We start from the raw sequence: 12820 nt of genomic DNA, 5'->3' as shown, positions 1-12820 counted from the left end.
AAGCAGATCGGTTGTCCCGTGGGGCATTTGCCATAGGCGCGCAACCTTCGCGAAACAGCGGGTTGCGATTCCTGTCGTGCAATGGCCAATTGGGGCAACACGGGTCCTTCCTCCCTAGGATTTGTGTTGGTCCGTTATTCGATATGTATGCATATCATTATGGGTCATGTCAATTGTCGTTAACATGGAAACCAGGGTAACGCCACTCTTTACAAAACCGACCATACGGTCAGCAATAACGAAAAACCAGAGGAAAAATGGCCAAGTTTCACGAAATGCCAGGGCACCTTGCCCGCCGCGCGCACCAGGTTTCGACGGCGTTGTTTCACGAACACATGACCCGCGAAGGCATTGATATTACACCTTTTCAATTCGCCGCCCTATCCGCGATAAAGCTGCAACCCGGCCTGGATCAGGCCACCGTCGCATCCTGGACGGCCTGTGACCGGGCAACGATCGGCGGGGTCGTGGATCGGCTGGAAGAGAAGGGGTATGTCAAACGCACGGTATCCAAGAAAGACCGCCGCGCACGGGTGCTGCACCTGACTGATTCGGGGGCGGACATCCTGGCACAGGTCGAGGACATCGCCCGGATCATCCAGGATGAGATCACCATGGGGCTTAGCGAAGACGAGAAGAAAACGCTTGTGCGGCTGCTGCAACGGGTCAGTGAAAACGACCCGAAATAAGCAAAAGGCCGACCCAGAGGGGCCGGCCTTCGCCATACAAAACGCATCGGGGATCAGTTCAGCGCTTTGTCCGTGATCATGTGGGTCCAGGCGCCCTCGGGGGCTTTGGAAATCACCGGGTCCGACCCGCCCGACAGCAACGAGGCCACGGTGCGTTCGTAATCCGCCGGATCCAGCGCGCCGTTCGAGCCAGCGGTCAGCTTGGCAACTTCGCCCATCATGCGGATCTGGTGCTCTTCGGTCTGCGCGCCCGAGGCATCGTTATCCAGCACGATCATGGCCGCATCTGTGGGGTTCTCTTCGGCCCATTTCCAGCCCTTCATCGAGGCCCGGACGAATTTCACCATCTTCTCAACGAAAGCGGGATCGTTCAGGTTTTCCTCTAGCACGTACATGCCGTCCTCAAGCGTGGCGACGCCCTGATCTTCGTATTTGAAAACAACCAGATCGTCGGGCGACAGGCCCGCGTCGATGATCTGCCAGTATTCGTTATACGTCATGGTTGATACGCAGGCCGCCTGGCCTTGCAGAATCGGATCGACGTTGAACCCCTGTTTCAGCACGGTCACGCCACCTTCAGAGCCATCAGTCGCCAGGCCCAGTTTGCTCATCCAGCTAAGGAAAGGATATTCGTTCCCGAAGAACCAGACGCCCAGGGTTTTACCCGCAAAATCGGCAGGGGTTTCAACTCCCGCGTCCTTCCGGCAGGTCAGCATCATCCCCGAGGATTTGAACGGCTGCGCGATATTCACCAGCGGCAGGCCCTTTTCACGCGACGCCAGCGCCGAGGGCATCCAGTCCAGCACCACATCCGCGCCGCCCCCTGCAATCACCTGAGCAGGCGCAATATCCGGACCGCCGGGTTTGATCGTGACATCTAGGCCCTCTTCTTCATAAAACCCTTTATCCAGCGCCACATAATAACCCGCAAACTGAGCCTGCGTGACCCATTTCAGCTGCAACGTCACCTCATCCGCCGCCTGGGCCATCCCGCCCCACAGCGCCAGGGCGGCAACGCCCAGCGATTTCACCATGGTTTTCATTTCATACTCTCCTAGTTGATTATTCGTTGATTTCTGTGCTCAGCCTCGCTGTGACGGGTGCCAGAAGGTCACTGCTTTTTCCAACAGCGCGACCCCGCCGTAAAATGCGGATCCCACAATGGCGGCGACAACGATCTCGGCCCAGACCAGATCCAGCGCCAGCTGCCCCACACTTGTGGAAATCCGAAATCCCATCCCCTTGATCGGAGACCCGAAGAATTCAGCCACGATTGCCCCGATCAGCGCCAGAGTCGTGGCAATTTTCAACCCATTGAAGATGAACGGCATCGCTGCGGGCAGGCGCAGCTTCAACAGCGTTGTCCAATAGCCGGACGCATAAGTCCGCATCAGATCACGCTGCATCGAGTCCGTCGCCTGTAGCCCCTCGACCGTGTTCACCAGCATCGGGAAAAACACCATAACCACAACCACAGCGGCCTTTGACTGCCAGTCAAAGCCGAACCACATCACCAGAATAGGCGCCATCCCGATAATCGGCAGCGCAGCCACAAAATTGCCCACAGGCAGCAATCCCCGCTGCAAGAACGGGAACCGATCCACAACCACAGCCATGACAAAAGCCCCGCCGCAACCGATGACATAGCCGCTCAGCGCGCCCTTCAGCACGGTTTGCACAAAATCCTCCCACAGGATGCCGGTCGAGGCCGCAAACCGCAGCGCAATCGCGCTGGGGGCGGGCAGCAACACAGGCGATATCCCAAAACCGCGCACCACGGATTCCCAGATCAGAATGATAGTCACCCCAAAAAGGATGGGCACCGCCAGAGATGTGGCCCGGCTGCGCGGCAGACGCGACAACCAGATGTTCAGCCCCCATCCGGCCACCCAAACGATCCCCCCAAAGACAATCCAGCCCATCATGCCATCCCCATCCGCTTCAGTGTTATCCGCTGGATCACACCAATGATCGCCACCAGACAGGCCGCCAAAGCCGCCGCCATGATCAGCGCGCTCCAGATCTGAATGGTCTGCCCATAATAAGAGCCAGCCAGCAAACGCGCGCCCAGACCAGCCACAGCCCCCGTCGGCAGCTCGCCAACAATGGCCCCCACCAAAGACGCCGCCATCGCAATCTTAAGCGAAGCAAACAGATAGGGCATCGAGCTGGGCAATCGTAGCTTCCAAAACTCCTGCCCGCCACTCGCGCTCCAGGTTTTCATCTGGTCCAGCTGCATCACGCCAGGGCTGCGTAAACCCTTGACCATGCCCACAACGACCGGAAAAAACGACAGATACATGGAGATGATCGCCTTGGGCAAAAGCCCCGAGATCCCCACCGCGTTCAGCACAACAATGATCATCGGCGCAATTGCAAGAATGGGGATCGTCTGGCTGGCGATGACCCAGGGCATCACGCTCATGTCCATCACCCGGTTATAGACGATCCCAACGGCCAGCCCGATTCCCAGCACCGTTCCCAGCACAAACCCCAACATGGTCGAGCTCAGCGTGATCCCCGCATGATAAATCAGCGAGCGCTTCGAAGTCACCTTCTTCTGAACCGTGGTCTTCCATATCTCGGCCCCAACCTGATGCGGCGCAGGCAGCTTGGGCTTTTTCTGGCTCCAGGTCTCCACCACAAGCTCCGAAAAGCTCAACTCCACCTGGCCCCGCTTGGCCTGATCATAAGCCCAGGGCGCGTTCAGCGCGACAGCCACCCCATACCAAAGCGCAAAGATCACTGCCACGACCGTCACAACAGGAATAAACGCCCTCTTCATGCCCGCGCCCCCCCTGCTTCTTTGCTCCGTAAATACTCAACTGCACCACAGTGCCGCACGCGCAATTTTTTGAGTATTTTAAGAGCAAAGAAAGGAATTGGTGTTTTTCTACCTCCACGGTACAGGCTGGAGAGCCGATGACCGTGAGCGAAGAAGGGGCCCGCGTCCTTAACCCAAGCGCGGGGAGATCGCGGGGGGTGGCTTGCAACAAGCGCCCCTCGTGGCTCGGATTGGAGACAGCGCTTCTTAGTCATCATAAGCATGTCCTGCGCGCAGGCCATCACGGACGCGATGGGCGATCTCCAGAAATTCAGGCGTGTCGCGGATGTCCAGAGGACGCTCGCGTGGCAGGGGGCTTTCGATCACGTCCGTGATCCGGCCGGGGCGCGGGGACATCACCACAATTTTAGTGGATAGGTAGACCGCCTCGGGGATCGAGTGCGTCACGAAACCGATGGTCTTGTTCGTGCGAGCCCACAGGTGCAGCAATTGTTCATTCAGGTGATCGCGCACAATCTCGTCAAGCGCGCCAAAGGGTTCGTCCATCAGCAGAATATCCGCATCGAACGCCAGCGCCCGTGCGATCGAGGCACGTTGCTGCATCCCTCCGGACAGCTGCCAGGGGAATTTTTTCTCGAATCCGGCCAGTTCGACCAGTTCCAGCACGCGCTCGACGCGTGTGTCCTGATCGGCCTTATCATAGCCCATGATTTCCAGCGGAAGGCGGATATTCCCGCCGATGGTGCGCCACGGATACAGGCCCGCGTGTTGGAACACATATCCATAGGCCCGCGATTTACGTGCCTCTTCGGGCGTTACGCCATTGACCAGGATCGAGCCGGCCGTGGGCGTTTCCAGATCCGCCATCACTCGCAAGAACGTGGTTTTGCCGCAGCCCGATGGGCCGATGAAACTGACGAAATCGCCCTTTTCGATCTCCAGGTTCACGTCTTGCAGCGCGTGTACGGGCCCGTCATTCGTCTGAAAGGTCAGGTTCAGACCCTTTGCGCTGATTACAGTTTCGGTCATACGTCCCCAGTGCTCCGTTGCCGTGATGGTTTCACGGTCTGTCGTGTCGTCTTTGTCTACGCGCCGGCCAAAAGCCGGAGCGCCGGTTTCTTAGATCCCGGCCGGGATGTTCATCGGATCGCGCTGGATCATTTTTGGGCTGGTCAGTTCCTTCCACTTGGACAGCGCAACGCTGGCCGAATTGAAGGCAGGGCGCGGGATGAAACGGCCGCGTCCCGGCTGCGGCTGGCTGTTCTGGCCCCAGGCCCAGATGACCTCGCCCCGGTTCAGGGTATAGCGCGCCTGAGCGGTGACATCGAAGCCCTCGAACACGTTGTAATCCAGAACCGAATGGTGGTTGGCCTGGCTGATCGTCTTGGAAATCTTGGGGTCCCAGACCACGATATCGGCATCCGCGCCTTCGACGATCGCGCCTTTTTGCGGATAGATGTTCAGGATCTTCGCCACATTGGTCGAGGTCGCGGCGACAAACTCGTTCGGAGTCAGCCGGCCGGTTTCCACGCCTTGTGTCCACAGCACGGCCAGGCGTTCCTCCAGCCCGTTCGAGCCGTTGGGGATCAGGCAGAAGTTATCCTTGCCCATCAGTTTTTGTTCGCTGGTAAAGGCCGCGTGGTCAGTGGCGACCACCTGCAACGAGCCCGCCTGAAGACCGGCCCACAAGCTGTCCTGGTGGGATTTGTCACGGAAGGGCGGAGACATCACCCGGCGGGCCGAGTGCATCCAGTCGCCCTTGAAATATTCGCTTTCGTCCAGAGTCAGGAACTGGATCAGCGGCTCGCCATAGACGCGCATCCCTTTTTGACGGGCGCGGCGGATGGCTTCGTGCGCCTGCTCACAGCTGACATGCACGATATAGAGCGGCGTCCCGGCTGCATCGGCGATGGTAATGGCGCGGTTGGCGGCCTCGCCTTCGAATTCTGGCGGACGGGAATAGGCGTGGCCCTCGGGGCCGGTGATGCCCTTGGCCAGCATTTCCTCTTGCATGTCCGCCACCAGATCGCCGTTTTCCGCATGCACCATCGGCAGAGCGCCCAGCTCGCGGCAGCGTTTGAAACTGGCGAACATCTCGTCATCCTCGACCATCAGCGCGCCTTTGTAGGCCATGAAATGCTTGAACGAGTTCACGCCCATATCCACGGCGTCTTTCATCTCGTTGAAGACCTGCTCGTTCCAGCCGGTGATCGCCATGTGATAGCCCACATCCGAGCAGATCTGCGGCGCGGATTTGCGGTGCCATTCGTGGATCGCGTTCTTGATGCTGCCATCCTCGCCGGGCAGGCAGAAATCCACCACCATCGTGGTGCCGCCCACGGCTGCGGCCCAAGTGCCCGATTCAAAGGTTTCCGCCGCCGTGGTCCCCATAAAGGGCATTTCCAGATGCGTATGCGGATCAATCCCGCCGGGGATCACATAGGCGCCTTCCGCGTCGATATATTCGTCGCCCTTCAGATCCTCGCCGATCTGTTTGATCTTTTCACCCTCGATCAGAACATCGGCTTTCCAGGTCCGGTCGGCGGTGCAAACGGTGCCGCCTTTGATGACTTTGGTCATGTCGTTACTCCCTGTCTTGTCTGTTGGCGCGGCGGATCAGACGGACCCGAAACACCCTATCGCATCGCCGTGGACCCCGATGTCCAGCGGCCCAAAATCGGATTCCACACAGAGCGAGAAATACCCCGCCGTGGGCAGGAAAATGACGCGGTACATTCCGTTAGAGCGCGTCACATTCCAGCATTTCTGAGTAATCCCCCCGCTGAAATTCACGGTGACAAGGCGCGGCTCGACCACCGCTTTCTTAAAGTCCTCCAGCGTAGCCCGATCCAGGCGATTGGCGGGTTTGAACCCCTCGATCGCCTGCCTGACCTGCGCTTTGACGTCTTCCTGTGTCACCACGTTCGGGCCCTTCCGGGGTTATTCCACGATCTCGGCGGTTTCGACAACCGCGTGCAGCAGCACGTCTGCCCCCGCTGCCGCCCAATCCTTCGAGATCTCTTCGGCCTCGTTATGGCTCAGCCCGTCCACGCAGGGGCACATCACCATGGCAGTCGGCGCCACCTGGTTGATCCAGCACGCATCATGCCCCGCCCCCGAGATGATATCCCGATGGCTGTACCCCAGCCTTTCCGCAGCCGAGCGAATGGCCGTCACGCACCCCTCATCAAAGGCAACCGGATCGAATCCACCCACTTTCTCAAACTCTACGCCCAGGCCCATCTCATCGCAAATTTTCTGCGCGCCGATCTTCAGCCGGGCCTCCATATCCTGAATGACGGCCAGGTCGGGGCTGCGGAAATCGACGGTGAACACCACCTTGCCGGGGATCACGTTGCGCGAATTGGGGAAGACATCAATATGCCCCGCCGCGCCCACGGCATGAGGCTTGTGCGACCAGGCGATCTCATCCACCAGCTCCAGCACCCGCGCCATGCCCAGCCCGGCGTTTTTGCGCATCGGCATGGGCGTGGATCCGGTATGCGCGTCCTTGCCCGTGATCGTCACCTGCGTCCAGCTCAGACCCTGACCATGAGTGACCACGCCAATATCCTTGCCCTCGGCCTCCAGAATGGGGCCCTGTTCGATATGCAGCTCAAAGAAGGCGTGCATCTTGCGCGCGCCCACTTCCTCTTCGCCTTTCCAGCCGATCCGCGCCAGCTCGTCCCCGAATTTCAGCCCCTCGGCATCCTCGCGCGCATAGGCCCAATCCTGCGTGTGAATCCCCGCAAACACGCCCGAGGCCAGCATCGCCGGCGCAAACCGCGTGCCTTCCTCATTCGTCCAATTGGTGGCCACGATGGGGTGTTTCGTCTTGATCCCCAGATCATTCAGCGTGCGGATCAGCTCCAGCCCGGCCAGAACGCCCAGAACGCCATCATATTTCCCACCCGTCGGCTGCGTATCCAAATGGCTGCCCACATAGACCGGCAGCGCCTCGGGATCGGTCCCCGGACGCATGGCAAACATGTTGCCCATCTGATCCAGGCCCATCGAGCATCCCGCCTCCACACACCATTTCTGGAACAGAGCGCGCCCCTCGCCATCCTCGTCCGTGACGGTCTGGCGGTTGTTCCCGCCCGCCACACCCGGACCGACCCTGGCCATCTCCATCAGGCTGTCCCACAAACGATCGCCGTTGATCTTCAGGTTTTCTCCGGGCGCTGGCATTGGTTTTCCCCTCGTCTTGCTTTGCGACAGACAAGAAGGCCACCGTGGCTGGAGAGCTGGGCCCTCTTGCTGCTTTTTTACCATTTGGTAAATTGACGATTGCGAACCGCCTCTTCCATGTCAAGAAAACTCTTGGCTACCCCTCGGCGCGGGATAGTCTAAAATAGCTCCCGATGAATTATGCATCACTTTGTTGAAAGGGGTTTGTATGAGTGCCCAGAAAAGTGCGACAGCCAAGAAACCCAGCCGGATTCAGCTTAGGAATCGGGGGAAAATTCTGGATGCTGCGCTCGAGGTTTTTTCCCAACACGGCTATCGCGGCGCCACGCTGGACCAGATCGCCGAACATGCCGGCCTGTCCAAGCCGAACATCCTGTATTACTTCGACGGAAAAGAGGCGATCCACGTCACCCTGCTGAACAAGCTGATGGAAACCTGGCTGGATCCCCTGCATGAAATGGACCCGGACGGCGACCCTCTCGAAGAAATCTGCGCCTATGTACGCCGCAAAGCGCAAATGAGCCGCGAATTCCCCCGCGAAAGCCGCCTTTTCGCCAATGAAATCCTCCAAGGCGCGCCCCGCATGGGCCCCCACTTGGAATCCGACCTCAAACCGCTCTTTGACGAAAAAACCGCCGTCATCCAGGGCTGGATGGACGCCGGAAAAATCAACCCGGTCGATCCGCGCCACCTGATTTTCTCGATCTGGTCCACAACCCAGCATTATGCCGATTTCGAGGCCCAGGTCTCTGTCCTGACCCCAAACGAGGATGACATCCTCGCAAGCGCCGAAACCTATCTGGACACCCTGTTCCGCAACCTGCTCGGCCCGAAATCCTGATCAGACACCGGCCCCAAACGCCAAACGGGCGGGGATTTTCAGAATGAAAATCCCCGCCTGAACCTGCGCGCCGCAGGCGCACCTTTTAACAGCAGCCGATCACTCGGCCGCACAGCTGTTGCCCGGATTGTTCGGATGCTCCAGCCAGTTCCCATACTCCTCAGGCACCTCGGTTCCGGTCCGCGCGTCCACCTGCCCCGGAGCAACCCGCTCCATCGTGATGCAATCCTCGATCGGGCAGACATTGACGCACAGGTTACAGGCCACGCATTCGTCATCCTTCACGCTGAACACGCGGTCCTCAGACATGGCAATCGCCTGGTGGCTGGTATCCTCGCAGGCCGCATAACAGCGCCCGCATTTGATGCACGCATCTTCGTCAATCTTGGCCTTGGTGACATAGTTCAGGTTCAGATACTGCCAATCCGTCACGTTCGGCACCGCGCGCCCCACCAGTTCGCTCGTGGACGCAAATCCCTTGCGGTCCATGTAATCGCTCAACCCCGAGATCATCTCCTGCACCACCTTGAACCCATAGGTCATCGCCGCCGTGCAGACCTGCACATTGCCCGCGCCCAGCGTCATGAACTCGGCCGCATCACGCCAGGTGGTGACCCCCCCGATACCGCTGATCGGCAGGCCATGGGTCTCAGGGTTCCGCGCGATCTCGGCCACCATGTTCAGCGCGATGGGTTTGACAGCCGGCCCGCAATAGCCCCCATGCGTGCCCTTGCCATCAATCGTCGGTTCGGGCGCGAAATCGTCCAGATCAACCGAGGTGATCGAGTTGATCGTGTTGATCAGGCTCACCGCATCTGCCCCGCCACGTTTCGCGGCCTCAGCCGGTTTGCGGATGTCGGCGATATTCGGCGTCAGCTTCACGATACAGGGCATCCGACTGTGTTTCTTTACCCAGCGCGTCACCATTTCAATATATTCCGGCACCTGCCCCACGGCTGATCCCATGCCGCGTTCGGCCATCCCATGCGGGCAGCCAAAGTTCAGCTCGACCCCGTCAGCGCCGGTATCCTCGATCCGTTTCAGAATGTCGGACCAGCTATCCTCGTCGCAGGGCACCATCAGGCTGATGATCAACGCGCGGTCGGGATAGTCGCGCTTCACCGATTTAATCTCGCGCAGGTTCACCTCCAGCGGGCGATCCGTGATCAATTCGATGTTGTTCAGCCCCAGCAGACGCCGGTCCGCGCCCCAGATCGCGCCGTAACGCGGCCCGTTGACGTTCACCACCGGCGGCCCTTCGGAGCCCAGCGTTTTCCACACGACACCGCCCCAGCCTGCCTCGAACGCGCGGCGGACGTTGTATTCCTTATCCGTGGGCGGGGCCGAGGCCAGCCAGAACGGGTTTGGGGATTTGATCCCGATGAATTCGCTTGAAAGATTGGCCATTCGCTTATCTCCCTATGCTTACGCCGACAGCGCGGCGTGGATGTCTTCGGCGGCGTCGCGCCCCTCGGCCACGGCGGTCACGGTCAGGTCATCGCCGCCGCTGGCGCAATCGCCCCCGGCCCAGACGCCCGCCATGCTAGTGCGGCCCGTTTCGGTGACGGCAATCTTGCGCCCGTCCAGATCCGGCAAGTCGGAACGGCCCAGCGTCTGCCCAATCGCCTTGAACACCTGATCAGCAGCCAGGCGGAAGGTTTCGCCCGTGAGGGCCAGCTCATCGCCGGTGTATTCGAACTCGATCTCGCGCACCGCGCCATTGCCGATCACCGCCTTGGGCGAGGCATTGGTGATGATCCGCACACCTTTGGAGGCCGCCAGACCCTGTTCGAATTCGGACGCGTTCATCCGGTCCTTACCGCGCCGATACACCAGGGTGACATTCAAAGCGCCCAGCAGCCTGGCCTGCACAGCGGCGTCAATCGCCGTCATGCCGCCACCGATCACCACCACGTCCCGCCCAATCGGCACCGATCCCATATCCGAGGCCTGGCGCAGATCGGCAATGAACTCCACCGCATCCAGAACACCGTCCTTGTCCTCGCCCTCGACGTTCAGCGCGTTCACGCCCGCCAGACCGATGCCCAGGAAAACAGCGTCATAGTCAGCGGCCAGCGAGTCCAGCGTCAGGCCAGCCCCCAGGGCCTTGCCCGTGTTCACGGTGATCCCGCCGATCTGCAACAGCCAGTCCACCTCTTTGCCGGCGAATCCGTCAACGGATTTATAGGCCGCGATGCCGAACTCGTTCAGCCCGCCCGCCTTGGGGCGCGGATCGAACAGATCGACATCATGGCCATACATCGCCAGACGGTGCGCGCAGGACAGGCCCGCAGGCCCCGCGCCAACAATGGCCACACGTTTGCCTGTGGGGGCGGCCCGTTCGAAGGGGTGCACCCCGGCCGCCATCAGAGTGTCCGTCGCATAGCGCTGCAAACGGCCGATCTGCACCGGCTCGCCCTCGGCGGTTTCGCGCACGCAGGCCTCTTCGCACAGGGTTTCGGTGGGGCAGACGCGCGCGCACATGCCGCCCAGGATGTTTTGCTCAAAAATCGTCCTGGCGGCCTGGCCCGGTGTGCCGGTGGCGATCTGGCGGATAAACAAGGGAATGTCGATGCTGGTCGGACAGGCTGTCATGCAGGGCGCATCGTGACAGAAATAGCAGCGATCCGCCGCCACCAGGGCCTCGTGATCCGACAGCGCCGGGTGCAGATCGGTAAAATTCTGAACGTAATCGTCGGCCGTCAATCGCCCTGCGGCAATACCTGGCGTCAGGGTGTTTGAAGTCATCTCAACCTCCGCTGTGCTTGGTGTTCTTTTTGAGAATCAGTATTCCATGGTTTCTTTTTTTATCAACTGGTAAAAATTAAGACCCCAAAATCCTGTGAAACCTGCGCGGAGTTTGCTTATTTTTTCATCATTCACGCCGGATCAGCCCCTCATCCAGCCCGCAGCCCCGTATTTCGCAAATCGCAAACCCGCCGTGGAATCGGGCAGCCAGGACACGAATCAAGCGACAAATGCGCCGCAAGTTTTTTCTGCATTTGCGAAATGGCTGGGTTCCGCGTATCCCGAATCCATGACCAAAAAGGCCCGCCTGAACAAAACCGACTGGCTGCTTGCCGGTTTCGCCGCCCTGGCCGAGGACGGCCCCGACGCGCTGAAGGCCGAGCCTCTGGCGCGGCGTCTGGGCACCACCAAGGGGTCTTTCTACTGGCATTTCACGGACGTGCCCGCCTATCACGCCGCGATGCTGGATCTGTGGGCCGAGCAGGCCACCACGCATATCCCCGCCGAGCTGGACGCAGAGCCCACTCCTGCCGCCAAATTGCGCCGACTAAGCCAGATCATCGCCGCTCACCGCAGCGAAACCCTGGGCGGCGTTAAGCTGGACACCGCCATCCGGGCATGGTCGCGCGCGAATCCGGTGGTGGCGGACAGGCTGGCCCAGGTGGACGGTCAGCGTCTGGGCTATCTGGAAAATCTGTTGCAGGAAACGGGCATCACCAATCCGGAATGGGCGCGCATCATCTATGCCGCCGACATCGGGATGGAGGATCTGACCAGCCGCGATGGGCACGAGAATACCAGCGCAATGGGCTCATTGGTCGATCTGGTGCTGGCCCTGCGCTAAGCGTTTGTGAAACAGATCCACAAACCGCTGACGCGCCTCGGGCAGGGGTTTGTGCCCCAGCGTCGGGGCAATCCGGTTCATCAGGAAATAGCCGGTCGTTTTCATCCCATCCGCAATCTCTGCATCCGTGGCCCCGCCCTGCCCCAACATGCACAGCGGCAAAGGCAGCAGGCGATCCGCCCATTCTCCGGCACCTTGCCGCGACACCGCCCGCCCGGTCTTGGGGGACACATAGACCAGATCATCCCGGCTGCCATTCACCGCGCATTTCCGCAGATCCAGGCCGAAACCCAGCTCTTCCAGCAGGGCCATTTCCCATTTCAGATAGGCCAGAGGCCACAGCTCCACCTCGTCCAGAATGTCCAGCAGCGCCTCGGTTCGGCGATAGAGGGACAGGTGCGGCTCACGCTCAGGCAACAGGAACATCAGCATCGCCGCCACTGCATTCAGCCCGGCCAGGGACAACCGATCCGCCAATGCTGCGGCAGAGCGGCTGCGCACAGGTTCCACCGTGTAGCTGCCGATATGATCCTCAAGCCGCGCCCGCCAGGATAGATCCAGCTGCGCGCCGGGTTGCAGGATGGGGGCGATCTTGCGGCTGGTGGCGCCGCGCATCACGCCCAGATGGCGCCCGCGTTCCGGCGTAAACACATCCAGAATGGCCGAGGTTTCCCCATGCCTGCGCACGCCCAGCAATATGCCCTGATCTCGCCACTCCATGG

The 12820-nt window shown here is 60.2% G+C and carries 13 protein-coding genes; 3 read left to right on the top strand and 10 right to left on the bottom strand.

The window, feature by feature from the left end:
• Positions 1-257: 257 nt before the first annotated feature.
• Positions 258-689, top strand: coding sequence for a MarR family winged helix-turn-helix transcriptional regulator (locus tag ACP15O_RS11185; protein ID WP_425096178.1), 432 nt, complete (start codon positions 258-260; stop codon positions 687-689).
• A 53-nt stretch (positions 690-742) separates the two neighbouring features.
• On the opposite strand, the gene ACP15O_RS11180 is transcribed toward ACP15O_RS11185, so the two are convergent.
• The 7 genes from ACP15O_RS11180 to ACP15O_RS11150 form a co-directional block, all read right to left on the bottom strand.
• Complete coding sequence (locus ACP15O_RS11180) at positions 743-1723, bottom strand: ABC transporter substrate-binding protein (protein ID WP_446033514.1); 981 nt, start codon at positions 1721-1723, stop codon at positions 743-745.
• A 48-nt stretch (positions 1724-1771) separates the two neighbouring features.
• Complete coding sequence (locus tag ACP15O_RS11175; RefSeq protein ID WP_425096176.1) at positions 1772-2611, bottom strand: ABC transporter permease; 840 nt, start codon at positions 2609-2611, stop codon at positions 1772-1774.
• Positions 2611-3474, bottom strand: coding sequence for an ABC transporter permease (locus tag ACP15O_RS11170; RefSeq protein ID WP_425096175.1), 864 nt, complete (start codon positions 3472-3474; stop codon positions 2611-2613). Before ACP15O_RS11170 ends, ACP15O_RS11175 begins: the two co-directional genes overlap by 1 nt.
• 246 nt (positions 3475-3720) lie before the next feature.
• Entirely contained in the window at positions 3721-4503 is a 783-nt protein-coding gene (locus ACP15O_RS11165) for an ABC transporter ATP-binding protein (RefSeq protein ID WP_425096174.1), read from the bottom strand.
• A 90-nt stretch (positions 4504-4593) separates the two neighbouring features.
• Entirely contained in the window at positions 4594-6054 is a 1461-nt protein-coding gene (gene hydA / locus ACP15O_RS11160; RefSeq protein ID WP_420569351.1) for a dihydropyrimidinase, read from the bottom strand.
• Positions 6055-6090: 36 nt separating this feature from the next.
• Positions 6091-6393, bottom strand: coding sequence for a hypothetical protein (locus tag ACP15O_RS11155; RefSeq protein WP_425096173.1), 303 nt, complete (start codon positions 6391-6393; stop codon positions 6091-6093).
• 21 nt (positions 6394-6414) lie between these two features.
• Positions 6415-7665 carry a Zn-dependent hydrolase gene (locus ACP15O_RS11150; protein WP_425096172.1) on the bottom strand — a complete coding sequence of 417 codons (1251 nt, stop codon included), beginning with the start codon at positions 7663-7665 and terminating at the stop codon, positions 6415-6417.
• A gap of 208 nt (positions 7666-7873) precedes the next feature.
• On the opposite strand from ACP15O_RS11150, the gene ACP15O_RS11145 reads away from it, so the two are divergent.
• Positions 7874-8506 carry a TetR family transcriptional regulator C-terminal domain-containing protein gene (locus ACP15O_RS11145; protein WP_425096171.1) on the top strand — a complete coding sequence of 211 codons (633 nt, stop codon included), beginning with the start codon at positions 7874-7876 and terminating at the stop codon, positions 8504-8506.
• 99 nt (positions 8507-8605) lie between these two features.
• Here ACP15O_RS11145 and preA read toward each other — a convergent pair whose 3' ends face one another.
• Positions 8606-9913 (bottom strand): NAD-dependent dihydropyrimidine dehydrogenase subunit PreA, encoded by a 1308-nt coding sequence (gene preA / locus ACP15O_RS11140; RefSeq protein ID WP_425096170.1) that lies wholly within the window; start codon positions 9911-9913, stop codon positions 8606-8608.
• A gap of 18 nt (positions 9914-9931) precedes the next feature.
• Positions 9932-11254, bottom strand: coding sequence for an NAD(P)-dependent oxidoreductase (locus tag ACP15O_RS11135; RefSeq protein ID WP_425096169.1), 1323 nt, complete (start codon positions 11252-11254; stop codon positions 9932-9934).
• Positions 11255-11543: 289 nt separating this feature from the next.
• Here ACP15O_RS11135 and ACP15O_RS11130 point away from each other — a divergent pair, with 289 nt between their 5' ends.
• Positions 11544-12098: a TetR/AcrR family transcriptional regulator gene (locus tag ACP15O_RS11130; protein ID WP_425096168.1), complete on the top strand. Its 555-nt coding sequence runs from the start codon at positions 11544-11546 to the stop codon at positions 12096-12098.
• Here ACP15O_RS11130 and recO read toward each other — a convergent pair.
• Complete coding sequence (gene recO / locus ACP15O_RS11125) at positions 12066-12818, bottom strand: DNA repair protein RecO (RefSeq protein ID WP_425096167.1); 753 nt, start codon at positions 12816-12818, stop codon at positions 12066-12068. The genes ACP15O_RS11130 and recO overlap by 33 nt on opposite strands.
• Positions 12819-12820: the final 2 nt, after the last annotated feature.

This window comes from Youngimonas ophiurae (nom. illeg.), from assembly GCF_049803795.1.
Taxonomy (GTDB): Bacteria; Pseudomonadota; Alphaproteobacteria; order Rhodobacterales; family Rhodobacteraceae; genus Thalassobius.
This window is presented reverse-complemented; position numbering and strand designations above follow the sequence as displayed.

Coding starts and splice junctions, on each gene's coding strand:
- ACP15O_RS11185 (WP_425096178.1), top strand. CDS start 258: ATGGCCAAGTTTCACGAAATGCCAGGGCACCTTGCCCGCCGCGCGCAC.
- ACP15O_RS11180 (WP_446033514.1), bottom strand. CDS start 1,723: ATGGTGAAATCGCTGGGCGTTGCCGCCCTGGCGCTGTGGGGCGGGATG.
- ACP15O_RS11175 (WP_425096176.1), bottom strand. CDS start 2,611: ATGGGCTGGATTGTCTTTGGGGGGATCGTTTGGGTGGCCGGATGGGGG.
- ACP15O_RS11170 (WP_425096175.1), bottom strand. CDS start 3,474: ATGAAGAGGGCGTTTATTCCTGTTGTGACGGTCGTGGCAGTGATCTTT.
- ACP15O_RS11165 (WP_425096174.1), bottom strand. CDS start 4,503: ATGACCGAAACTGTAATCAGCGCAAAGGGTCTGAACCTGACCTTTCAG.
- hydA (WP_420569351.1), bottom strand. CDS start 6,054: ATGACCAAAGTCATCAAAGGCGGCACCGTTTGCACCGCCGACCGGACC.
- ACP15O_RS11150 (WP_425096172.1), bottom strand. CDS start 7,665: ATGCCAGCGCCCGGAGAAAACCTGAAGATCAACGGCGATCGTTTGTGG.
- ACP15O_RS11145 (WP_425096171.1), top strand. CDS start 7,874: ATGAGTGCCCAGAAAAGTGCGACAGCCAAGAAACCCAGCCGGATTCAG.
- preA (WP_425096170.1), bottom strand. CDS start 9,913: ATGGCCAATCTTTCAAGCGAATTCATCGGGATCAAATCCCCAAACCCG.
- ACP15O_RS11135 (WP_425096169.1), bottom strand. CDS start 11,254: ATGACTTCAAACACCCTGACGCCAGGTATTGCCGCAGGGCGATTGACG.
- ACP15O_RS11130 (WP_425096168.1), top strand. CDS start 11,544: ATGACCAAAAAGGCCCGCCTGAACAAAACCGACTGGCTGCTTGCCGGT.
- recO (WP_425096167.1), bottom strand. CDS start 12,818: ATGGAGTGGCGAGATCAGGGCATATTGCTGGGCGTGCGCAGGCATGGG.